Source organism: Winogradskyella sp., assembly GCF_028289625.1.
Taxonomy (GTDB): domain Bacteria; phylum Bacteroidota; class Bacteroidia; order Flavobacteriales; family Flavobacteriaceae; genus Winogradskyella.
Genome location: NZ_JANQOM010000061.1, coordinates 81217 through 103415, shown reverse-complemented (window position 1 = coordinate 103415; position 22199 = coordinate 81217). Strand labels below are relative to the sequence as shown.

The window sequence follows — 22199 nt, the reverse complement described above, 5'->3', positions numbered from 1 at the left end:
AATTTGTTTTATGGGGAAATCGTCTGATACGGGATTGGTCACAGCAAAGGAAGTTGCCAAAGCTATTCATGCAGACAAGTATGGTTTCATAGGAACTTTTTTTGGTTGGCTATTAATGAAGGTTCTAAAAATTTCCTCCATAAATAAGATATACAGACGCAACAAACATCTTTCGGATTTAGACTTTTTAAATGCGTTATTAGATGATTTTCAGATAAAATTCGAAATCCCAGAAGAAGATTTAAAGCGTCTTCCAAAAGATGGTGCTTACATTACCATCTCTAATCATCCACTTGGAGGTATAGATGGTATTTTATTGCTAAAATTGATGCTAGAAGAACGTGAAGATTTTAAAATTATCGCTAATTTTTTACTTCACAGAATAGAACCGCTGATACCCTACATAATGCCTGTGAATCCTTTTGAAGACAGAAAGAATGTAAAGAGCAGTATTACTGGGTTTAAAAATGCAATAAAGCATTTAAAGGAAGGTCATCCCCTAGGTGTTTTCCCTGCAGGTGAAGTATCAACTTATAGAGATGGGAAATTAGTTGTAGATAAACCATGGGAAGAAGCGGCTATGAAGCTCATAAAGAAAGCTGAAGTGCCAGTGGTTCCTATATATTTTCATGCCAAAAATAGTAGACTATTCTACCGATTGTCTAAAATCAGTGATACGCTTAGAACAGCAAAATTACCTTCAGAATTGTTAACCCAAAAACGAAGAATTATTAATGTAAGGATAGGTCGTCCTATTTCGGTGAAGGATCAAAAAGAGCATAGCGATTTACCCGATTTTTCAGATTTTCTAAGGCGAAAAACCTATATGCTGTCTAAAAGTTTTGAGGATAAACCAAAGATTTTAGACAACATTAAATCTACCGTTAAGGTTCCGAAAACTGCCAAACGTATTGTAACTCCCATTGATCCTGAAGTAATGATGGACGAGGTTGAAGGTCTAAGACAAAAGGATTGTCGACTTCTGGTAAGTAAAAACTATGAGGTGTATTTGGCATCAGCTAAGGATATGCCAAATATTTTAAGGGAAATAGGAAGACTTAGGGAAATTACTTTTAGAGAAGTAGGGGAAGGGACTAATGAAGCTATTGACTTGGACACTTTTGACACTTATTATCACCATATGTTCTTATGGGATACGGACAAAAATGTAGTTGCTGGCGCCTACAGAATGGGATTGGGATCCCAGATTTTTGAACGTTTTGGGATTAATGGGTTTTATTTGCAGGATTTATTTCGTTTTGAGCCAGAGCTTTACAAGATGATGAGTCAGTCCATAGAAATGGGACGCGCCTTTATCGTAAAAAGATATCAGCAAAAACCAATGCCACTTTTTTTGCTTTGGAAAGGGATAGTTCACACTACATTGCGTCATCCTGAACATCAATATTTAATTGGAGGTGTGAGTATAAGTAACCAATTTTCTAACTTTTCGAAGAGTCTGATGATTGAGTTTATGAAATCGCACTATTATGATCCTTATGTGGCGCAATATGTTCACCCTAAAAAGGAATTTAAGGTAAAGTTAAAAGATGCAGATAAGGATTTTGTTTTTGACGAAACAGAAGCCGATTTAAATAAATTCGACAAAATTATAGACGAAGTTGAGCCTGGTGCTTTGCGACTGCCAGTATTGCTCAAAAAATATATAAAACAAAATGCCAAACTTGTGGCATTTAATGTAGATCCTTTGTTTAATAATGCGGTAGATGGATTGATGTACATAAAAATAGCAGATTTACCAGAAAGTACGGTTAGACCAGTAATGGAAGAGTTTCAGGCCGAGCTTGAGCGTAAATTTATTGATAACCATGATAAATAGACTATGGATTTTTTTATTAGCCCCTGTCTGCTGTTGGTCACAGATATTAACAGGAACCATAGTTGATGCTAGTGCCAATCAACCTTTAGAAACGGTTTCTGTTTACTTTGACAATACCACTGTTGGAACCACTACTAATGAAAATGGTGAGTTTTCAATTACTTACACTGATGCCATTCAGTCGAGTTTAGTGATTTCCTATTTGGGCTTTGAAAAAATCATTATTAATGATTACAGGGATAAGGAACATATAGCGATAGCTTTAAAGCCAAGCTCTATAGCTTTAGATGAGGTTAACCTAGATTACGATGACGGGTTAACCCGAAAGCAAAAACTACGTTTATTCAGAAAAGAATTTTTAGGGACTTCAAAAATTGCAAAATCCTGTAAGATATTAAATGAAGATGATCTTATATTGCGTTATGATAAGGAAAATAGGGTCCTCTCAGCAAGTGCTAAAGCTCCAATAAAAATTGAAAACAAGGCTTTACAATATGAAATAGATTATGATATCATTGATTTTGAGTTAAGTTTTAAATATGCCAATATCCCCACAAATTCATTCACAAAGAATAGACTCACATATTATGGTACTACTTTCTACAAGGATTTAAAAAAATCAAATAAAAAAAGTACTATTAAAAAAAGGGAACGAGCTTTTAAAGGATCTGTTCAGCATTTTATGAGAGCCTTATTTAATGAAAATCTAAAAGGTGAAGGTTATTGGATTTTCTATGGTAGGTTTAGAGTTAATGAATGGGCTTATTTTACAGTTGGGGACCTAGAGGATTCTTCGTTTAAACAAGTTACACTGAATAAGAAGGTTACTATTTTATATGACAAGGATATTCAATCAAGTATTGAGGTTAATACAGACAAATTTTATGTAGACAGGTTTGGAAACTATGCACCAATTGTTGGGGTATTTTTTAATGGCTACATGGGGAGTCAACGTGTAGGGGACTCCGTGCCTTCGGATTATAATTTAGATAGTGATTCTCAAATTGTAAATGATGATTTTTTAGAAGGCAATTGGAATGTTGTTAGTGTAGAAAAGTCTTCCAAAGAACCACCCTTTAGTTTGATGGTGGATAGTTTTAAGAACGCCCAATTTACTTTTAATTCAGATAAAACATTTAATCTGCAAACTACTGCAGCTAATAGTTTTTTTCAAATGCTGACTTCAGCAATAAATCAGTCTACTTGGAGTCTTTCTAAAATTAATGAAAATTCACTTGTTAGTATTGCAAATGGTGAAAATATACAAATGGAAATTTTTGTTAGTGTAGATGGGAGCGATGTTTTTTTTACTATCGGAAAACAAGGTGAGCCATCTTATTTTTTACTAAAAGTTGTAAAGGCATAAATTATAGCCTTTTATACTATAAATAAAGAGGTCTATAATACATTTTGGTTACAGCCTTGTGAATTAGCGATTGTTTATCTCGAGATTATGGTTTATAAAAAGAAAACCCAGAATATTAATTCTGGGTTTAAATGATTTTCTATAAACTTTTAAACCATTCTTGAAATTGACTTCCAAGGAGAAAAGATGTTTTCTTTTCGCCACCTAATGCACCAATTAAGCTCATTATCCATGCAACAAATAATACTAATAAAACAAGTATATTCAAAATTGGTATCCACCCCAAAACAAAAGAAATAATTATAAATCCAAGCATTTGTCTTATGTAGAAAGACCCTAATTCAGTTTTATTACTGCTATTCATTATTATTGCAATAATCCATCCGATGAGAGTGATGTGAGCAATAATAGCAACATTTTTTCCATCACTTAATACCTCTTTTGCTTCATTAGCAAACTCTGTAGCCTTTTCTTTAGCCTCTTCAGCAAACTCTTTAGCGTCATCGGCTAATTCACTGGTTTTTTGGGTAATTTTTTCTCCTGCTTTTTTAGCACTTTCCTTGGCATCGCCAATCATATCGTTAAGCTCGTCGCCTAAATCTTTATTATCGTCTGACATAGTTTAAATAGTTTTAATGATTAATAGTGTTGCCTAAAATTACTAAAAAAATGTTATGCAATTATTGAAATGCAGAGTCAATTGGTTCCCATAATTCAATTTTATTGTTTTCATTATCCAGTACCCAAGCAAACTTCCCATAATCATATGTCTCCATGTCTCCTACAATTGTTACACCTTCTTTTCTTAAAATTTCCAATAATGCTTCTAGATTCTCAACGCGATAGTTAAACATAAAGGGTTTCTCGGAAGGTTGAAAGTAAGCGGTATCCTCTTTAAAGGGACTCCACTGTGTAGAACAATCATTCCCATCTTTATCTTTCCACCAAAACGTACATCCATAAGCGTCTGTATTAAAGCCTAAGTGTTTTTTGTACCAATCCTTTGATGCCTGTGGGTTTTTGGATTTAAAGAACAAACCTCCAATTCCTGTTACGCGTTTTTTCATGTTATTTCTTTTTTAAGGCAGTTTCATAGATATTTATCCATTCCTTACAGGTCATTTTACGGGTTAGTTCTCCAATGAGTTCAAAAGGAATTTCTTCAACTTTTTTAAATCGAATGCAACTTTTGCCCATATCTAGTTTGCGTGTGCAATGTTTGGGATATTCGTTTACAAACCAATCATATAGTTCTTTTTTTGCATAAATACCACTATGATATAAGTTAACCGAGTTTTTTTGAGATGCAAAACTTATAAATGGTAGAGGTGTCTTAGGGTCACAATGGTAGCCATCTGGATAAACAGAATGCGGCACATAGTAACCTATCATTTTGTATTGTATACCTTCTTCAAATCCTTCAGGTAAATTGTCTTTGATAACCTGACGTAACTTTTTTAAAGCTTCCTGACGTTCTTCTGGAACCTGACCGATGTAGTCCTCAGGTGATGTAGCGTTGTATTGCATAATTTGATTGATTTAAGTTATTTACGTTGTAGAATTAAGCCTGAGATTAAAGATATAATAAATCCAATAACGGTAACCAGAACCATCATAAATATTGCGCCTGTGGCACTAGTCATTTCCATAACTTGATCGGCCTTACCCTGTTCTTTCATCATTTGTTCATAGTTACTAAAAAAATCAGGATTAATGAATTTAGTATATACGAAGTCCGCAATACTAATTCCTAAAGCGACTAATAATGAAATAAGGATTCCTATGGATAGGGCTTTCCCTAAGGATAATACTCCATTATTTATTTTGTCTCGATAGTGTTTTAATCCAAAAAAGATAAAAGATAGTGAAATAAAAATCGAGACATAACCTAAGATTTCATTTGTGGAATAATCCAAATTATCTATACCTATGATAAGATGTAAAATAAAAATAATAAAACCTGTAATTAGTCCATAAGATCCAAATTTTAATATCGTACTTTTCATAATAATTGATTTAATGATTAAGCAGATCAAAAGTAGATTTGATTAATGATTTGGTACTCATACGAAAGTACCAAAGCATTCATACTTTAGTTCAAAAGCGATTTAAATTATAGTATTTGGAAGGATTTTGCCTTTTTGACAGCTTGTGTTCTTCGTTTTGCATCTAGTTTGACCAAAAGATTTGAGACATGGGTTTTGATTGTACTTTCAGATAAAAAAAGACTATCTGCAATTTCTTTATTAGATAAACCTTCAGCTATTTTTTGCAAAACTTCGTATTCTCGATTACTTATATCGAGTTCTTTTATTTTTTGATGGTCGATTTCTCCTAAAGGTTTAACGGATTGGTGTAAACTCTTTTTGTTTATGTATATACCAATAAAGAAAAAAACAATGGCTATTATAGCCACAACAAACTCTACTTTTAAGTCTCCTGATATTACTGCATATTTGCTAAAGTGAAAAAGTAAAAGTAGTGCTAGTATAAGCAATCCAAAAACAAGAATGGTTTTCTTCATGCTCTAAAATTAGCAAAATTTTGCTTTGATTTTATCTACTATGGTTTGCGCTAATTTAATATGGCTTTCAACTGTCCAACCAGCGACATGTGGTGTTAGTAATACATTATCAGCATTGATAAGGTATTGAAACGCATCTGGTAAATTGGTCTTTTTCCCTTTGCGCATCCATCTAAATTTAGGTTCATCCATTTTAAATAGATTTTCAAATGAGGACTTCTCGTATTCCAAAACATCTAATCCGGAGCCTAGGATTTTTCCAGATTCTAGTGCATCAACTAAATCTTCAGTAATTACACTTTTGCCACGTGCTGTATTAATAAGCCAAAACGGTTTTTTGAATGCATTAATAAAATTAGAGTTTATCATATTCGTGGTAAGAGGAGTTTGAGGAGTGTGTAAACTTAATACATCGGCCTTCTCTTGCAGTTCTTCTAAAGTAACTTGTCTGCAATTTTCATCACCAACACCAGCTTTTATGTCATAGCAAAGTACTTCAATATCGAAGCCCCTTAGTTTTTTAGCAAAAGCTTTACCCATATTGCCATAACCGATAAGCCCAACGGTTTTTCCATCAAGCTCTATACCTCTATTCGCTTCACGTAGCCATTTACCCTGTCTGACCTCTTTATCCGCTTTGTTGAGTTTATTAAAAAGCGATAATAACATACCTAATGCATGTTCGCCAACGGCATTTCTATTCCCTTCTGGAGCCGATATGAGCTCAATTCCCTTTTCCTCGGCATAATGACAATCAATGTTTTCTAATCCAGCGCCAACACGACCTATGAATTTTAGGTTGATTGCGGCATCTAGAAATTGCTTATCTACTGTAAAACGACTGCGAATAATAATACCTTCATAATCTGCAATTTTGGCTTCGATTTCTATTTTTGAAGATGTATAATCTTCATGATTGGTAAATCCTAAATCGTTAAGCTGATTTAAAAGTAGTGGATGGTTAGAGTCTAAATGTAAAATTTTCATATGCGTACTGTCATTCCTGCGAAGGCAGGAATGAGAGAATTAAATCCAAGGATATTCAGTTTGTGTTCTCTGATGCTCAACATCGCCAGTGTGAGCCGTATTCAATTTTTCGAATAGTAAAAGGTGTACTTCTTCGTCATTCTTTGTGCAAGGATTATGTTCAACGCCTTTGGGCACTACAATCATTTCTCCTTCCTTAACGACTTCTGTCCGATCTCTAAATTGCATGTAAAGTGTACCCTTAATCACCTGAAACAATTCATCTTCATGCTGATGGCTATGCCATACAAATTCACCTTTAATTTTTGCAAGTATCACTTGCATATCATCAACTGTCGCTATACGATGTGGATGCCATTGTTTTGAAAACAAAGTATGCTTGTCTTTAATGTTTATTGCCTTCATGCAATAAAGTTACAAAAGGATTTGTATTAAATACCTAGAATGAGTTTGGCAATTAATAAATAAATAACAATACCAAAAATGTCATTACTGGTGGTAATAAAGGGACCAGTAGCTATGGCAGGGTCTATACCACGTTTGTCTAGAAACAAAGGCACAAAAGTGCCTATCAAACCTGCAACGATGATTACAGCTATGAGAGAAATGGAAATGGCTAATGCTAATTCAAAATTTTGAGTCCAGATCCAAACAAACAGAAAGAGAAACAAAGATAGAATGACTCCATTTAATGCCGCAAGTAACATCTCTTTGATGAGACGGTTATTGATACTGCCCTTAACATCATCATTGGCTAGACCTTGCACAATGATAGCACTAGACTGTACACCAACATTACCAGCCATTGCTGCAATTAATGGTGTGAATAAGAACAAAATCACAGCTTGTTTAGGGAGGAAGCCTTCAAAATAATACATAATAATAAATGCACCGACACCACCTATTAACCCTAAAAAGAGCCATGGCAATCGCGCTCTGGTAAGCTCAATAATGCTATCATCAGAATCGACATCTTGAGTAATACCTGCAGCTAATTGATAATCTTTATCGGCTTCTTCTTTTAAGACATCGACGATATCATCAATGGTAATTCTACCCAATAAGGTTTGGTTATCATCTACTACCGGAATGGCTTCTAAATCGTATTTGGCCATAACTTTAGCTACATCTTCATCATCATCATTGACATGAACAAAATCTACATTGTCCTTAGCAATTTCCGCAATTTTCTGATCGCTTTTAGCAACAATTAGATCCTTTAGTGATAAACGACCAATCAGCTTCTCTTCTTTATCAACAACATATATAGAATGTACTCTTGTCACTTCTTTGGCTTGTCCTCTGATGCGTCTTAAGCAGCCGGCAACTGTCCAGGTTTCATAAACTTTAACAAGCTCTTTTGCCATCAAACTACCTGCAGTATTGTCATCATAAGTGAGGAGCTCTTGGATTTCGGCTTTATGCTCTTCGTCTTCAATTTGAGACATCACAGCTTCTTGGCGCTCCTCAGGAAGTTCAGCAATGATATCTGCCGCATCATCGGTATCTAACTCTTCTAATTCCTCTGCTATCTCTTTGGCAGATAGATTTTTGAGTATTTTTTCGCGATTATCTTCATCGAGCTCCGTAAGTACATCTGATGTTGTTTCAGAATCTAAGAGTTTAATGACATAAATGGCGTCGTCTAAATCGAGTTCATCAAGAATTTCGGCAATATCAGCATAGTGAAACTCATTGAGAAGGTTTTTGAGTTCCTTGTCGTTTTGATCTTCGACAAGGATTTCCACCTTTTCAATAAGTTCATCGGTTAGCTGAAATTGTATGTTATCTTGAAGCTCTTCCACGTGATTTAATTTTGTTATTGCTAACTTAGTGAAGCAATCTACTCAATTAAAAGTATTGATTAGTTGAGATTGCCACGTTCCTTGTCCTTGCAATGACCAAGTCTTTAATTTTGGTCTTTCTCTATTAACGACGTCAGTTCAATAAACTGCGCAACACTTAATTGCTCTGGTCGCTGCCCAAAGATAGTATTTGCTTTTAAATTATCGGAAAGATTAAATGCTTTTAAACTATTTCGTAATGTTTTTCTGCGCTGCTGAAAGCCGGTCTTAACCACTTTAAAGAATAGGTCTTCATCGCAAGGCAACATAAAGTTGACTTTTCTTTTGAGTAGTAGAACGCCAGATTCTACTTTTGGTGGTGGATTAAATACGGTTGGTGATACACTGAATAGGTATTCAGCGTCATAAAAAGCTTGTGTTAATACCGAAAGAATGCCATAAACCTTAGAGCCTTCTTTAGAACAAATACGTTGGGCCACTTCTTTTTGAAACATACCTGAAAACTCAGGGATTTGCTGACGCATCTCAAGTGTTTTAAAAATGATTTGAGACGATATATTGTAGGGGAAATTACCAATAATAGCAAAAGGTTTGTCATTGAAAATTTCGGTCAAATCGTACCTTAAGAAGTCTTTTTCATAGATTCTATCGGCAAGGTTGAGGTAGTTGTTTTTTAGATAATCTACAGATTCCGTATCGATTTCTATAACATGAGTAGTGATGTCTTTTTTGAGCAGATACTTGGTCAATACTCCCATACCTGGGCCGATTTCCAAAACATCGTCATAACCTTTTAATGACAAGGTGTCTGCTATTTTTTTGGCAATATTCTCATCCTTAAGAAAATGCTGACCTAAGTGCTTTTTGGCTTTGACTTGATGTTGGTTTGGCACGAAATGGAAAAATTTATAGTTTAATGATATAGTAACGATTTGTCATTTCGAATCTTTCGACTGTCGCTCAGTGTAACAGTTCTGTCGGAATGACAAGCAAACTTAATTGAAATTAACCGAATACTCATCAATAACCTCTAATTCCGTTCTAAAAGCCAGCATCTTATCGGCAAAACGTTTGATACCATCACTTCTGAGTCGCTCAGCATCTTTCGTGTAATATGCATTTAAAGCTTCTCTAGAATGGGCTTTGTATTGTATGGAATAGGTAGTGCCTCCCATTTCTTCTTCAACGAGCACTTTGGTGAGTTTGGCATCAATAAATCTACCTGTGGCCAAGACTTGTGGAATATGTTCCTTTATCCAAGTGAGCCATTCGTCGTGGACGGAATCGTCGATATTGACTGTGACGTTGTATATTATTGGATTCAACTTTAGTATTAATTCTTGGCGGCTGAGGCTCTCGAAGCCGCTTTTATTTGTAATGGTGACTTCGAGAGCCTCAGTCACCAGACCTATAAGCTAGTTTATGCTATCACCTCTCAGCATTCTAAACTTTTTACGAGCGTCGATAAAGTAGATACTATCTTCAAAATCAAAGATGATTTTCTCGTAGAGTTGCTTGGCTCCTTCTGGTTTTGCCAAGTGTGTATTGTAAAGTTCCGCTAGACGGTAATGAGCATCATCAGCCAAAATATCTTCCTTCCAATCCGTAATTATTTTAAGGTAGTTGGCTTCAGCCTTATTGTACTGTTTTTTCTTTTCAAATAGCTTGGCTTGTTGAAATAAGGTTTGGTCTGTAATACTTTCACCTTTATGTTCTTCCAAAATTTTATCTAACAAAGTGATGGCTTCGTCCGTTTTGTTTTGAAATGCATACAAATCAGCTTTGGCATAATGCTTTAGGGCGGTTTGTGTACTGTCTTCGTATTTATTATCCGAAATCAATAGTTTTAAATCTAACGCGTCATTGGCAATAAGCTGTGATGTAGAAGATTTTAAAATCTTTAATTGCGATTCCGCCCAATCAAAATCTCCTTTGTAATAACTGGTCTTGGCTACTTTGAATCGTGCTTCTTGAGAAATGGTACTATTCTTTAAACTTAATTGAATTTGCGAATAGAAGATTAATGCTTCGTTAAAGCGCTCTTGAAGTACCAGAATATCAGCTAAAAGTAACTTAACTTTCGCTTCCTGAAATTCTGATATATTAAGCTTCATGCTTTGTCTTAAGAAGGCTGTAGCACTTTCTGTATCTTGTTGGTAGAATGCTAAAAATTCACCGTAAGCCAGTTGTAATGCTAATGTCAATTCTGACTTTCCAAATGCATCAAATAAGGCATTATACTGGTCATCAATACGGTTGAGCTCTTTTTCTGATGTTGCATTTTCAGAATCAATTTCTAAGATGTATTGATGTGCGGTCAGTGCCGTGCTGGCATCTTGTGTGGTTTCTAGAATATAATTAAAAATAGTCTTTGAGGTTTCATCGTCATTATCATTGAGTGCTGTAATAGCTAATTCAATGATGCGATCCAAACTTTCGGGATTACGTTTGTAAAGTGCCTTTTCCTGAACAAAGGATTTATTATAAGCCTTTTCTTGTACATATAACCAACTCAATAACTCATACCAATAAGGGCTAGGTTCTTGTTGAATTTTCTTCAGAAGTAGACGCCTCAAATAGATGTTATTCTCATTATCCTTATTTTCTGATATGAAGTCGCTCACTGCACGTTTGATATTGTTGAGGTAGTTAGGTCTGTAAGCCACATAATCAATATAGTTCTCAAACATTTTTTCTATGTTCCCTTGGTCACCATAAATTCGAGCTAATTGAATACTATAGTTTTTGTCTGGTGTTAAGATTTTACCCTTATTGTAGACTTCAATAGCTTGGTTTAAAAGGGAATGATCCTCAAATTTTTTGGCGACGCTGTATATGTAGTTTGGATTTTCGTCGATGTACGATATGGCTTCTTTATACAAAAGGTCTGCTCTATCTAAACTATCCTTAAGTTGATAATTATAACCTAACTCTACTATTAGGCTTGGGTTTTTACGTTTGTCTAAGCGCTGTACAAGTATATTTTCTGCTTGGTTAAATTGCTCTAATTGTTGGTGGGTATCTATAAGTTTGTAAAGGTATTTGTAGCTATATGGTTTTTCCCTATTAAGGTTTTCATAGATAACTAAGGCTTTTTTGAACTCGCCCTTTTTATAATAACTATCTGCTAGAACCTCACTGTTTTGGGTAAAGCCAAAAAGAGTACCTAATAAAAGAACTATTATGATAGGTAATGTTTTCAATTGAGCATTTTTTGTAAATATAACAAATGCGATATCTAGTTATTGTAAATGTTTTTATAAAAAAATGCCTAAACTGAGTGTTTAGGCATTTTAACCAGCAAAATAAATGTGCTATTAACCATTATTTGTTCTAAACATGATTCAATTACTTTGTCTTGGCGTTTTACTATTTTACTATTTTTCTAATTATAGTTAAAAAAACACTTTACTTACCATAACAACTAATGCAACAAGAAGTGCAATACGTTTAATGTTTTTCATAATTAGGTTTTGTTCTAAATTGGGACTACTAACTTCTCAAAAATAATTAAAAAAACCGAAGAAATACACTAAAAATCGATAAAAAACATATTTTTTTAACAAAAAAGTCAGAATTCCTCAAAAATTAAAGGCTAAGAAATCACATCAAAACCTGTATAAGGGATTAAAACTTCAGGAATTCTGATACCATTTTTAGTTTGATAGTTTTCTAAAATACCTGCTAAAACCCTTGGCAATGCTAATGAACTGCCATTTAAGGTATGGCATAATTCATTTTTACCTTCACTATTTTTGAAACGTAATTTTAAACGATTGGCTTGAAAAGTTTCAAAGTTAGACACCGAAGAAATTTCTAACCAACGGTCTTGAGCCGTTGAAAATACTTCAAAATCATACGTTAAAGCTGAAGCAAAAGTAACATCACCTCCACACAGCTTTAAAATTCGATAAGGTAGTTTTAGCTCATTAAGAATATCTTTGACATGAGCAATCATGCCTTCAAAGGCATTATATGAATTATTAGGATGTTCTACTCTAATAATCTCTACCTTATCAAATTGATGCAATCGATTTAAACCTCTAACGTGTGCTCCATAGCTTCCTGCTTCTCTTCTAAAACAAGGTGTATAACCTGTAACACTAATGGGTAAATCACTCTCATTTAAAAGTGTATCTCTAAATAGGTTTGTGCCTGGGACTTCAGCGGTTGGTATGAGGTACAGATTATCTGCAGTGACATGATACATCTGCCCTTCCTTATCTGGTAACTGACCAGTTCCAATTCCTGAGGCTTCATTAACCAAATGAGGTAGCTGATATTCAGTATAACCGGCTTCTGTATTTTTATCTAGGAAATAGGTAATTAAGGCACGTTGCAATTTGGCGCCTTTTCCTTTATAGACTGGGAACCCTGCACCAGTAATTTTGTTGCCGAGTTCAAAATCAATAATGTCGTATTTCTTTGCTAACTCCCAATGTGGTAGGGCATCTTCAGCCAGTTGAGGAATATAACCTGCTCTAAAAATCTCTTCATTGTCTTCGTCAGAATTACCTTCGGGGACTGAAGCATGAGGAACATTCGGAATTTTATAAAGCAGTTCTTTAAGCGCATCAGCTTTTTCGTTTAGCTCCTGTTCTAAAGTTTTTACGGTCTCTTTTAGCGCGGAAGTTTCTGATTTTAACGCATTTGCTTTTTGAACTTCTCCAGATTTAAACAAGTTGCCTATTTCTTTTGACAAGGTATTAGATTCTGACTTTGTGCTGTCTAGTTTAGTTTGAAGATGCCTTCGCTCTTCATCCAAAGAAATAGCGTCATTAACCATTTGGGTAGCGTCGATATTTCGTTTAGATAAACGTTGAATAACATCGTTCTTATTCTCTCTTATAAAAGCAACTTGTAACATATCTGCAATTTTGAGTTTACGCCAATAGGCATAAGAAAATCAAGCCACAAATGTAAAAAGAATTTGAGCGGATAAAAACTATTTCGAAGGCAATATCCAGTCGTGGTGTTTAAAATGGTACCATTCTTCATTTGCCAAATCAACTTTGGGGTCAATAAGCTGCTTTGAGGGTTTCCCATTTACACTCACATAAGCTCTTACGTATACTTTTACCGATTTGCCATGTTTAGCAAAATCTTTTTTTAGGCGTTGTGCAAATTGCCAAATAAAATCGGGTTTAGTACTCGCACTGCGTTGCTGTTTTTTGGTGAGATAATCATTGAGCTTAATAGGGATGGTGTTATTGGTAGCTTCATCAATTACGGTGTAAGCCACAGTACCTCTTTTTGCGCGAAGCATCATGCGCCAAGAAAGCCGATGGCCTTCTTCAGTCCATAACACATTATCTTCAAAGTAATGAATACGTAACGGAAGTGCAATATGAATTAAAAAGTAAATTGAAAAAATACCAATCAACAACTTATTATACGTAGGAACCTTAAGCTCGTTTAATGTATAGAATTCTTTCTTTTTTAGGAAAATATCCCTTACCGTTTTGGGTTCGAAAAAGAACAAACTGAAGGCTAATGATAAATAAGGAAAAATCCCAATTTGAAAAACTATAGAATTGAACAAATGAAAAAATATAGATATAAAAAAAGCATACTTTCGTGTGCGTTTCAACAATAATAATGGAATAATTAGCCCATCAAATAAAATACCTCCATAAGCAATAAAATAATGTATCCATTCTTTTTGTAACAAATCGCCTATAATTGGATAATAGGCTCTTCCTTTCATTAATAAAGCAACCACCGATGTGTCTAGCCAATCTGGATACAGTTTTGCGATAGAAGCATATGTGTAAAGGATAAATAACTGAATGACAAAGATCCATTTACACCAACTAGGCATTGATATACGCTTTAATGAGGGATTGAATCTAACATCTAAAGACGCATATCTATGTGCTGGTAAAAACACCATTAAATAACTTAAAATAAATAAAAGGTAATAATGATTGTTATAGGATGATTTTTGCATTAAGTAAGTTGCCGTCCACATGGTGGCGAACATAAACATGCTGAATCTGTATTTGTAGCCCACCATAATGAGCAATCCGAACATACCCATAACTATATAATAAGCATACATCCAATTTCCTGGTAGCGGTTGTAGCCATTCGAACCCAATGAACGAAAAGGTGAATTCTGGTTCAATAAGTGTGCGTCTTACCCAACCTGTAAACACGGCGCCAACTGATTCTAAAAAACATAGAAGTCCAAAGACAATCCTGAAAACAATAAGTCCTGAATTATCGATATGTTTAAATAAAAACTTATTCATTTAGCGTTTTTATAAAGTCTTTGGCATTATTCATATCAGTACTTAATTGCTTTTTTAAAGCTTCAAGATTCTCAAATTTTTGCTCACTTCTCAACCAATGAAGAAATTCTATTCGTATCACTTTTCCATAAATGTCTTTATCAAAATTAAAGAAATTCACTTCAATAGAACGCGTTTTTCCATCTACTGTTGGGTTTATGCCAATATTCATCATGCCATATACAGTAGAATCTTCAATTCTGGATTTTACGACATAGACACCATTGGCAGGGATTAATTTGTAGTTTTCCTTAATATAAATGTTAGCCGTAGGAAAATCCAAAGTTCTACCTAATCCCTTTCCTTTAATAACTTCACCAGTGATAAAATAATTGTAACCTAAAAAAGAATTTGCAATGCTGATCTTTCCAGTATTCAAAGCATTTCTAATTTTTGTAGAACTTACCGTAACATCCTCAATATCTTGAGCCAAAATCTCCTCAATTGTAAAGTTATACTTTCTCGAAAAATGTTTTAAATCATTGATATTAGCACTTCTGTTTTTGCCAAAATGATGATCGTAACCGATGACGATTTGTTTGGTATTGAGTTCATCGACCAAAATCTTTTTTACATAGTCTTCTGCTGAAAGGTTGGCAAATGTTGGGTTGAATTCCTTAACGACAACATCCTTTATGCCATAATTTTTTAATATGCTGATACGTTCTTCAATTGTATTCAGTAATTTAATATCATCGGCTTTTTGAAGTACCATCCGAGGATGAGGGAAAAAAGTTAAGACAGAAGGTGAGAGGTTGTTCTCGCTGGCTAGGTTAACTACGCGATTTAAAATTTTTTTATGGCCAATATGAACACCATCGAATGTTCCTACCGTGATAATTTTTGAAGAATTCTTAATCAAAAGTCAAATTTTGTAAGGTTTTGGTTGTTTTTCGGCAAAATACTTACTGTTAGCACAAAAAATCTTAAATTCGTTAAACTTTATTTTTACCCAAAAAAATTATGAAAACAAAACTACATTTTGTTTTGTCATTATCCATGTTTTTAACCTTATTTTCTGCCATAGCTCAACAGAGTTATTGGCAAAAAAAAGATAAAAATTTAAGTTCTGGCGACAACAAGTCCGAATTAAACGAAAAGTTTTATCAAACATATAACTTAGATTATGATGCCTTTAAAGCACAGTTGGTAAATGCGCCACTTCGGTCGTCTGGTACCAGAATTTCTAATACCACGATTTACCTTCCAAATAATAAGGGTGAGATGGAACAATTTAGGGTTGTTGAAGCTCCAATTCTCTCAGAAGAATTATCGCGGCAATACCCAAATATTAAGACCTATTTAGGGTTTAGTATCGATCATCTTGGAACTAGAGTACGTTTTAGTGTAACTCCACAAGGGCTTCAAACAATGATTACTTCATCAGATGAACCTTTAACCTTTACAGTGCCAACAAGTAGAATAGACAATACATCTTACATTACTTACACTAGGGATGTATGGACGCGCAATGTAAAAAGTTATGGGTGTTTAACAGGAGATGAATTTTTCCTAATGGATTTTAATGGTATTACTGGCAGAGATGCGAATGATCAAATTCTTAGAACATTTAGAATAGCAATATCTACAACAGGTGAATATACCAATTTTTGGGATGACGGAAATGCAGGTAATGGGAACGCTCAAGAGGATGCTTTGGCACAAGTTGTTTCTACTTTAAATAGGAATAATGAAGTTTTTGAGGTAGATATGGCTGTGACTTTTATCTTAGTAAGTGGAACAGAAATTATTTATCCCGATCCTGTAACAGATCCTTACACTGGTGCTTTCAATACTCAACTTCAAACGACACTGACACTAAATATTGGCGAAGCCAACTATGATGTAGGACATTTGTTTGCTTTCGGCGCAAATAATGGTAATGCGGGTTGTATAGGCTGTGTGTGTGTTGATAATCAAAAAGGTAGAGGCTGGTCTAGGCATACTTTTTTAGATAATGATGGAGGTCCATACATGTCCGATTTTTTTGATATTGATTATGTGCCACACGAAATAGGTCACCAAATGGGTGCCAATCATACTTGGTCATTTAGTAGTGAAGGCAGAGGAGTAAATGCAGAACCTGGAAGTGGGACTACGATTATGGGTTATGCCGGAATAACCTTTAGTAATGACGTGCAAGATCACTCCGATCCTTATTTCCATTACTACAGTATTTTACAAATTTTGAATAATTTACAAACTAGAACGTGCTGGACTAGTACGCCAATTAGCAATAATCCGCCAGTATCTGATGCTGGACCGGATTATACAATACCTAATGGAACAGCCTTTGTTTTGAAGGGAAGCGCAACGGATGCTGATAGTGATATTTTATACTATAATTGGGAACAGATTGATGACGGCATAACAACTACAGATAATTTTGGACCTACTAAAACCACAGGCGCTTTATGGAGGTCAAGACCTCCGAGCACATCTCCAGATCGATATATGCCTATTGTTGAAAGAGTTATTTCTAACCTGTTAACGGAAATAAACCCCTTTGAAACTTCAGATAACTCTTCATGGGAAACTGTTTCAACCGTTGGAAGGACGTTAAATTTTGCTTTGACTGTAAGAGATCGAAGTGAAACAAATGGCGTAGGTCAGACACCACAAAGTAGTTATGATACCATGTCAGTGAGCGTCGATGGGATTTCAGGGCCGTTTGTTGTTACCTCACAAACCACAAATGAAATTTGGGATGAAGGCACTAATCAAACAGTGACATGGAACGTTGCAGGTACAGATGTTGGTGCTGTAAATACGCCTACAGTAAATATACAGTTATCGATAGATGGAGGATTTACCTATCCGTTTGTGTTAGCTTCTGATGTGCCAAATGATGGTATACATGATATAATTGTGCCTGATGTCGGTGGTAATACATCAACAGCCAGAGTAAAAGTAGAAGGGCACAATAACATATTTTATGCAATTAATCGGGCTAATTTTTCCGTGCAAGAATCTTTGTCTGTAAGCGAATTTGATGACAATGATATCGAATTAAACATCTATCCCAATCCTAGTGATGGTAGGTTTAATGTTGTGTTAGATAGTTCTATTACTGACGATTTTGACATTTCAATCTATGATATAAGAGGACGAAGAATTTTTGAAAAACAATATGTAAATGGAGTTTCTAGCTTTAGAGAATCAATTGACCTTAGTTATGCAGAATCTGGTATCTATCTACTAGTAATTAAAAATGAATTGATCAACATAGCCAGAAAAATTATAATAAAATAGAGGATTAATACAAGGCTAAGAGATATTTAATTGGAGGCTTGTTTTATTTTCCATTAAATTGATTCATGGTGTTATTAACACCAGCAAGAACAAAAGATTTTATCAATTCAATTGATGTATTTAGGCGTTCATCTAACTTTACATTTTCCTCGTCATTCCACTTACCTAGTACATAATCTATCTGTCTTCCTTTGCTAAACGCATCACTAATTCCAAACCTAAAACGATTGTATTTAGTGGTTTGTAATTTCTCTTGAATATCTTTTAGACCATTGTGGCCTCCATCACTTCCTTTAGTTTTTAGACGAATTGTACCAAAAGGTAAGTTAAGGTCATCAGTAACAATAAGTAAGTTTTCTATGGGAACTTTTTCTTTTTCTAGCCAATACTTTACAGCTTTACCGCTGAGGTTCATATATGTGCTAGGTTTTAGAAGAACAAGTGTTCGTCCTTTGATTTTTAATTTGGATAAATCCCCTAACTTTACTGTTTCAAAAGAAATGGATTCTTTTTCAGCTAGATGATCTAATACCTTAAACCCAATATTATGCCTAGTATTGTTGTATTTTTCGCCAATATTACCCAAACCTACAATTAAAAATTTTTTCATAAGGTCTTCTTCATTTTGCTCAATTACATTGCTAAAACCAAGCCACTTTTTTAGAAACTTAAACATTTTTTCACTTTGTGTAAAAATAAAAAAAGCATTCTGTATCAGAATGCTTTTGGGTATTAGAGGAATACTAATTCGTTATTCTTGTGCTGCTTCAGCTGCAGGTGCCGCATCCGTACCTCCTTCTGTAGCTGCTGCTTCATCTCCTTCATCTTCGTCTTCGTCTACTACAGCTAATCTACTTCGTCTTACCTGACATACAACAGTGTTATCTGGATGTAAAAATTTATAATCCTCATTCTCTAATGCTGTTATGTAAAGTTTACTTCCGATTTTTAATGGGGTAATATCTACTTCAATAAAATCTGGTAATTTAGAAGGAATGGCCTTTACTCTTAGCTTACGGTAAGGTCTTCTTAAAACTCCACCATTTAAAACACCTTTAGACGTTCCAACTATTTGAACAGGAATTTCCATGGAGATTTCTTTGTTTTCAAAAATTTGATAGAAATCGATGTGTAAGATTCTATCGGTCACTGGATGAAACTGAATATCTTGCATAATTGCATTGTATGTTTCACCGTTATCTAAGGCAATCACAACAGTATGCGCATTTGGTGTGTATACTAGTTTAGAGAATGCCAACTCTGGTGCAGAGAAATGTAGTGGCTTATCTCCTCCGTATAATACGCAAGGAATCTGACCAGCATTACGTAAGGCTTTAGTTGACGATTTGCCCACGCTTTCTCTTTGAGATCCGTTGATTGTAAGTGATTTCATGAGTTTTTGTTTATTGTTTTTTAATTGTCATATGTAACATCAAAAGATGTTTCATTTTAAATGTTTGGTTATTATATGTTTAATTACCTCATTTTGAGGGCTGCAAATTTAAGCATATAATATAAAAATACTAGTGTTTTATGCTATTTTTTGCATTTTCAGGTTTAATAAGACTTTAAATAAGTATTGGTAACTTAGAGAGACAATCTTTACATCACAAATTTGCTACTAATGGACTGGTTGTGGTGTACATTATACATGACATCAGCAAATAAGTTTGCACAGCTTAAGACTCTTAGCTTATTACTTTTTTGTTTTAAGGGGATTGAGTTGGTAACAATTAACTCTTCGAGTCTTGAATTCTCTAAACGTTCATAGGCACTGCCCGATAAAATAGGATGTGTACAGATAGCTCTTACACTGATAGCACCACGCTCCATCATTAAATCCGCAGCTTTAGTTAAAGTGCCTGCAGTATCGACCATATCATCCACCAAAACTACATTTTTACCAGTAACATCTCCAATAAGTTCCATGTGCGATATGACATTAGCCTTTGCACGTTGCTTGTAACATATGACCACATCACTCATTAAAGCTTTAGAATAAGCATAAGCTCGTTTGGACCCACCCATATCTGGCGAGGCAATAGTTAAATTATCTAGATTTAAGCTTCTTAAATAAGGTAAAAATATCGTCGATGCAAATAAATGATCTACAGGTTTTTCAAAAAACCCTTGTATTTGATCTGCATGTAAATCCATAGTAATGATACGTGTTGCACCAGCTGCTTCTAACATTTTGGCAACTAATTTTGCAGCAATAGGGACCCTTGGTTTATCCTTTCTATCTTGTCTTGCCCAACCAAAATAAGGCATTACCGCTGTTATATGTCTTGCCGATGCACGTTTGGCAGCGTCAATCATTAATAGCATTTCCATTAAATTCTTTGGTCCTGGATGCGTAGAACCTATTATAAAAATTCGTGTACCTCGTATAGATTCTTCATAAGAAGGCTGAAATTCACCATCACTATACGTGGATGTAATAACATTACCTAATTTTACACCATAGGCAGCTGCAATTTCTTCTGCTAAATCTTTACTTTGAGAACATGTAAAAATCTTGGCTTCAGTAGTATTATTGGGCATTTGAGTTAGTAATTAAAAGAGTTGTTAGTTGAGTTATAAGATGGGCTCAAATTTAGGAAAATTATTCGCTCCTTAAAGGATAATCCCTCTGTTTTTAGTTGGTTGACGAAAAATATTTTATATTTTTGCTGTCCGAAATTGCCAAAGTGGTGGAATTGGTAGACACGTCGGATTCAAAATCCGATGCTAGCAATAGCGTGTGGGTTCGAGTCCCACCTTTGGTACAAAACTTCCAATGTTTCATAACACTGGAAGTTTTTTGTTTTTAGTAATTGATTAATAAAAACATAAATCTATTCCAAAGAATTTTTTGGTTTCTTATATTGGTCTCTAAACCTATCAAACTATGAAAGGCCAATTTTTCCTACTTGTTTTCTTGTTGTTCACCCAGCTAGGCTTTGGCCAAAAGTTTCAAGACACGATTCCCTTTAGAAATGATTTGGGTTTAATCATAATTCCTGTATCATTTAATGGTGTAGAGAAAGAATTTGCTTTTGACACTGGTGCAGAATATTCAGTGGCTTATGACTGGGCAAGAGATGAATTGAAAAGAACTAATAAATCCCTTAGTGTAGTATCTTCTAGTGGTTTGCGCAGTAAAATGCGTTTTTATAAGAGTGGTCCTATTAACATAGGAAGTAGAAAAATTACAGGACACCGCATCTTAAATACGGCTGAGAATACTATTTTTTCCTGCCATAATATTGATGGTATTCTCGGTATTGACATTATCAAGGAGCTCAATTGGCAAATTGATTTTAAGCAGAAAATACTTGTTATGTATCCAAAAGATTATTTACCTAATGAGGTTGATTCAATGCACGAGTTAAGCTTTGATTTTATCAAAAACCATCCCTATGTGTATTTGAAACGCAAAGAAAATCGCTTTAAATTTTTACTAGATACAGGTGCGGGTATATCGTCTAATATATCGAAAAAAGAGTATAACTTAACTAACATTGATGATTTTCCTCAAGTTGAGGTGTATTCAGGTAGTTTTGATGTCAATGGTGTATTTACCGCTACTAAACCAAAGGTGTTTCAGTTTCCAGAAAGTACATCTAAAAATGTAATGGTATCACCTATTATTTATTATAATGACTTAAAGTCTTCAAAAATTGGAAATGATTTATGGAAAGGATTATCCCTTTTTTTAAGTTTACAAAAGAATAAACTCTATGTCTCATCTTCCCGGATTAAAGAGGTTTATAATCATTATCCGTGTTACGCTTCTTATTACGATGGTGCGATGAGAATTATAAGTGTTGTAAAAGGAAGCGAAATCTGGAATTTAGGGGTTAGACAAGGAGACGAGATACTGCAATATGATGGGAAGCAATTTAGTAGCTTTTGTACTTTGGATCAATACCAACGGCAATTGATAAAGTCAAAAGCGCCATTTACTATTCAGTTAAAAAATGGAGAAACAGTAACTATTTCTGAAAGCGAGACTTTAGCGAATCAGCCTTGACGCTATCTTTAAGCATTAGTTCCGATTTTAAGCACAAATAAATCGCAAAGTAAGCTAAAACATAAAGCTTACTTTTTTCTCTACAGGCCTTTGGTATGTTTTTTGTAGCTTTTTAGTG

21 protein-coding genes and 1 tRNA gene are annotated in these 22199 nt (G+C 34.5%); 5 read left to right on the top strand and 17 right to left on the bottom strand.

All coding sequences use genetic code 11. The annotated features are described in order from the left end of the window. Positions 1 to 10: 10 nt before the first annotated feature. A complete protein-coding gene (locus tag Q0992_RS12330; RefSeq protein ID WP_299524693.1) occupies positions 11 to 1840 on the top strand; it encodes a lysophospholipid acyltransferase family protein in 1830 nt (609 codons plus the stop codon). Continuing rightward, a complete protein-coding gene (locus Q0992_RS12325; RefSeq protein WP_299524690.1) occupies positions 1830 to 3206 on the top strand; it encodes a carboxypeptidase-like regulatory domain-containing protein in 1377 nt (458 codons plus the stop codon). The genes Q0992_RS12330 and Q0992_RS12325 overlap by 11 nt, the downstream gene beginning before the upstream one ends. 139 nt (positions 3207 to 3345) lie before the next feature. Here Q0992_RS12325 and Q0992_RS12320 read toward each other — a convergent pair whose 3' ends face one another. The 14 genes from Q0992_RS12320 to Q0992_RS12255 form a co-directional block, all read right to left on the bottom strand. Beyond that, positions 3346 to 3825, bottom strand: coding sequence for a YtxH domain-containing protein (locus tag Q0992_RS12320; protein ID WP_299524687.1), 480 nt, complete (start codon positions 3823 to 3825; stop codon positions 3346 to 3348). A gap of 61 nt (positions 3826 to 3886) precedes the next feature. Further along, positions 3887 to 4273 (bottom strand): VOC family protein, encoded by a 387-nt coding sequence (locus Q0992_RS12315; protein ID WP_299524684.1) that lies wholly within the window; start codon positions 4271 to 4273, stop codon positions 3887 to 3889. A 1-nt stretch (position 4274) separates the two neighbouring features. Then, positions 4275 to 4733, bottom strand: coding sequence for a DUF1801 domain-containing protein (locus tag Q0992_RS12310; protein ID WP_299524681.1), 459 nt, complete (start codon positions 4731 to 4733; stop codon positions 4275 to 4277). Between the two features lie 17 nt (positions 4734 to 4750). Beyond that, positions 4751 to 5212, bottom strand: a complete 462-nt coding sequence (locus Q0992_RS12305) for a DUF4199 domain-containing protein (protein WP_299524678.1) — start codon at positions 5210 to 5212, stop codon at positions 4751 to 4753. 107 nt (positions 5213 to 5319) lie between these two features. Beyond that, positions 5320 to 5730: a response regulator transcription factor gene (locus Q0992_RS12300; RefSeq protein ID WP_299524675.1), complete on the bottom strand. Its 411-nt coding sequence runs from the start codon at positions 5728 to 5730 to the stop codon at positions 5320 to 5322. Positions 5731 to 5739: 9 nt separating this feature from the next. Next, positions 5740 to 6717: a 2-hydroxyacid dehydrogenase gene (locus Q0992_RS12295; RefSeq protein WP_299524672.1), complete on the bottom strand. Its 978-nt coding sequence runs from the start codon at positions 6715 to 6717 to the stop codon at positions 5740 to 5742. A gap of 39 nt (positions 6718 to 6756) precedes the next feature. Further along, positions 6757 to 7122: a cupin domain-containing protein gene (locus tag Q0992_RS12290; protein WP_299524669.1), complete on the bottom strand. Its 366-nt coding sequence runs from the start codon at positions 7120 to 7122 to the stop codon at positions 6757 to 6759. A 26-nt stretch (positions 7123 to 7148) separates the two neighbouring features. Continuing rightward, positions 7149 to 8522, bottom strand: a complete 1374-nt coding sequence (gene mgtE, locus Q0992_RS12285) for a magnesium transporter (RefSeq protein WP_299524666.1) — start codon at positions 8520 to 8522, stop codon at positions 7149 to 7151. A 104-nt stretch (positions 8523 to 8626) separates the two neighbouring features. Then, complete coding sequence (gene rsmA, locus Q0992_RS12280; RefSeq protein WP_299524663.1) at positions 8627 to 9415, bottom strand: 16S rRNA (adenine(1518)-N(6)/adenine(1519)-N(6))-dimethyltransferase RsmA; 789 nt, start codon at positions 9413 to 9415, stop codon at positions 8627 to 8629. Positions 9416 to 9517: 102 nt separating this feature from the next. After that, positions 9518 to 9838, bottom strand: coding sequence for a DUF4286 family protein (locus Q0992_RS12275; RefSeq protein ID WP_299524758.1), 321 nt, complete (start codon positions 9836 to 9838; stop codon positions 9518 to 9520). Positions 9839 to 9937: 99 nt separating this feature from the next. Continuing rightward, on the bottom strand, positions 9938 to 11725 hold the full coding sequence (locus Q0992_RS12270) for a hypothetical protein (protein WP_299524660.1): 1788 nt from the start codon (positions 11723 to 11725) through the stop codon (positions 9938 to 9940). A gap of 392 nt (positions 11726 to 12117) precedes the next feature. Next, on the bottom strand, positions 12118 to 13389 hold the full coding sequence (gene serS / locus Q0992_RS12265; RefSeq protein WP_299524657.1) for a serine--tRNA ligase: 1272 nt from the start codon (positions 13387 to 13389) through the stop codon (positions 12118 to 12120). A 78-nt stretch (positions 13390 to 13467) separates the two neighbouring features. Then, positions 13468 to 14775 carry an HTTM domain-containing protein gene (locus Q0992_RS12260; RefSeq protein WP_299524654.1) on the bottom strand — a complete coding sequence of 436 codons (1308 nt, stop codon included), beginning with the start codon at positions 14773 to 14775 and terminating at the stop codon, positions 13468 to 13470. Further along, complete coding sequence (locus tag Q0992_RS12255; RefSeq protein WP_299524651.1) at positions 14768 to 15676, bottom strand: bifunctional riboflavin kinase/FAD synthetase; 909 nt, start codon at positions 15674 to 15676, stop codon at positions 14768 to 14770. Before Q0992_RS12255 ends, Q0992_RS12260 begins: the two co-directional genes overlap by 8 nt. A 101-nt stretch (positions 15677 to 15777) precedes the next feature. Between Q0992_RS12255 and Q0992_RS12250 the strand changes: the two genes are divergently transcribed. Next, complete coding sequence (locus tag Q0992_RS12250) at positions 15778 to 18066, top strand: reprolysin-like metallopeptidase (RefSeq protein ID WP_299524648.1); 2289 nt, start codon at positions 15778 to 15780, stop codon at positions 18064 to 18066. A gap of 43 nt (positions 18067 to 18109) precedes the next feature. Here the strand turns inward: Q0992_RS12250 and pth are convergent, their stop codons facing one another. The 3 genes from pth to Q0992_RS12235 form a co-directional block, all read right to left on the bottom strand. Then, positions 18110 to 18676, bottom strand: coding sequence for an aminoacyl-tRNA hydrolase (gene pth, locus Q0992_RS12245; protein WP_299524644.1), 567 nt, complete (start codon positions 18674 to 18676; stop codon positions 18110 to 18112). A gap of 141 nt (positions 18677 to 18817) precedes the next feature. Further along, positions 18818 to 19459: a 50S ribosomal protein L25/general stress protein Ctc gene (locus Q0992_RS12240; RefSeq protein ID WP_299524641.1), complete on the bottom strand. Its 642-nt coding sequence runs from the start codon at positions 19457 to 19459 to the stop codon at positions 18818 to 18820. A 209-nt stretch (positions 19460 to 19668) separates the two neighbouring features. Continuing rightward, positions 19669 to 20610, bottom strand: coding sequence for a ribose-phosphate pyrophosphokinase (locus tag Q0992_RS12235; RefSeq protein ID WP_299524638.1), 942 nt, complete (start codon positions 20608 to 20610; stop codon positions 19669 to 19671). Between the two features lie 140 nt (positions 20611 to 20750). Here Q0992_RS12235 and Q0992_RS12230 point away from each other — a divergent pair. Together Q0992_RS12230 and Q0992_RS12225 are read left to right on the top strand one after the other, a co-directional pair. Continuing rightward, positions 20751 to 20834 (top strand) — tRNA-Leu (locus tag Q0992_RS12230). A 122-nt stretch (positions 20835 to 20956) separates the two neighbouring features. Then, positions 20957 to 22081, top strand: a complete 1125-nt coding sequence (locus Q0992_RS12225) for an aspartyl protease family protein (RefSeq protein WP_299524636.1) — start codon at positions 20957 to 20959, stop codon at positions 22079 to 22081. The last annotated feature ends 118 nt before the right edge of the window (positions 22082 to 22199 follow it).

Coding starts and splice junctions, on each gene's coding strand:
- serS (WP_299524657.1), bottom strand. CDS start 13,389: ATGTTACAAGTTGCTTTTATAAGAGAGAATAAGAACGATGTTATTCAA.
- Q0992_RS12240 (WP_299524641.1), bottom strand. CDS start 19,459: ATGAAATCACTTACAATCAACGGATCTCAAAGAGAAAGCGTGGGCAAA.
- Q0992_RS12225 (WP_299524636.1), top strand. CDS start 20,957: ATGAAAGGCCAATTTTTCCTACTTGTTTTCTTGTTGTTCACCCAGCTA.
- Q0992_RS12315 (WP_299524684.1), bottom strand. CDS start 4,273: ATGAAAAAACGCGTAACAGGAATTGGAGGTTTGTTCTTTAAATCCAAA.
- Q0992_RS12320 (WP_299524687.1), bottom strand. CDS start 3,825: ATGTCAGACGATAATAAAGATTTAGGCGACGAGCTTAACGATATGATT.
- Q0992_RS12330 (WP_299524693.1), top strand. CDS start 11: ATGGGGAAATCGTCTGATACGGGATTGGTCACAGCAAAGGAAGTTGCC.
- Q0992_RS12305 (WP_299524678.1), bottom strand. CDS start 5,212: ATGAAAAGTACGATATTAAAATTTGGATCTTATGGACTAATTACAGGT.
- pth (WP_299524644.1), bottom strand. CDS start 18,676: ATGAAAAAATTTTTAATTGTAGGTTTGGGTAATATTGGCGAAAAATAC.
- Q0992_RS12325 (WP_299524690.1), top strand. CDS start 1,830: ATGATAAATAGACTATGGATTTTTTTATTAGCCCCTGTCTGCTGTTGG.
- Q0992_RS12235 (WP_299524638.1), bottom strand. CDS start 20,610: ATGCCCAATAATACTACTGAAGCCAAGATTTTTACATGTTCTCAAAGT.
- Q0992_RS12290 (WP_299524669.1), bottom strand. CDS start 7,122: ATGAAGGCAATAAACATTAAAGACAAGCATACTTTGTTTTCAAAACAA.
- Q0992_RS12310 (WP_299524681.1), bottom strand. CDS start 4,733: ATGCAATACAACGCTACATCACCTGAGGACTACATCGGTCAGGTTCCA.
- Q0992_RS12300 (WP_299524675.1), bottom strand. CDS start 5,730: ATGAAGAAAACCATTCTTGTTTTTGGATTGCTTATACTAGCACTACTT.
- Q0992_RS12250 (WP_299524648.1), top strand. CDS start 15,778: ATGAAAACAAAACTACATTTTGTTTTGTCATTATCCATGTTTTTAACC.
- Q0992_RS12295 (WP_299524672.1), bottom strand. CDS start 6,717: ATGAAAATTTTACATTTAGACTCTAACCATCCACTACTTTTAAATCAG.
- Q0992_RS12260 (WP_299524654.1), bottom strand. CDS start 14,775: ATGAATAAGTTTTTATTTAAACATATCGATAATTCAGGACTTATTGTT.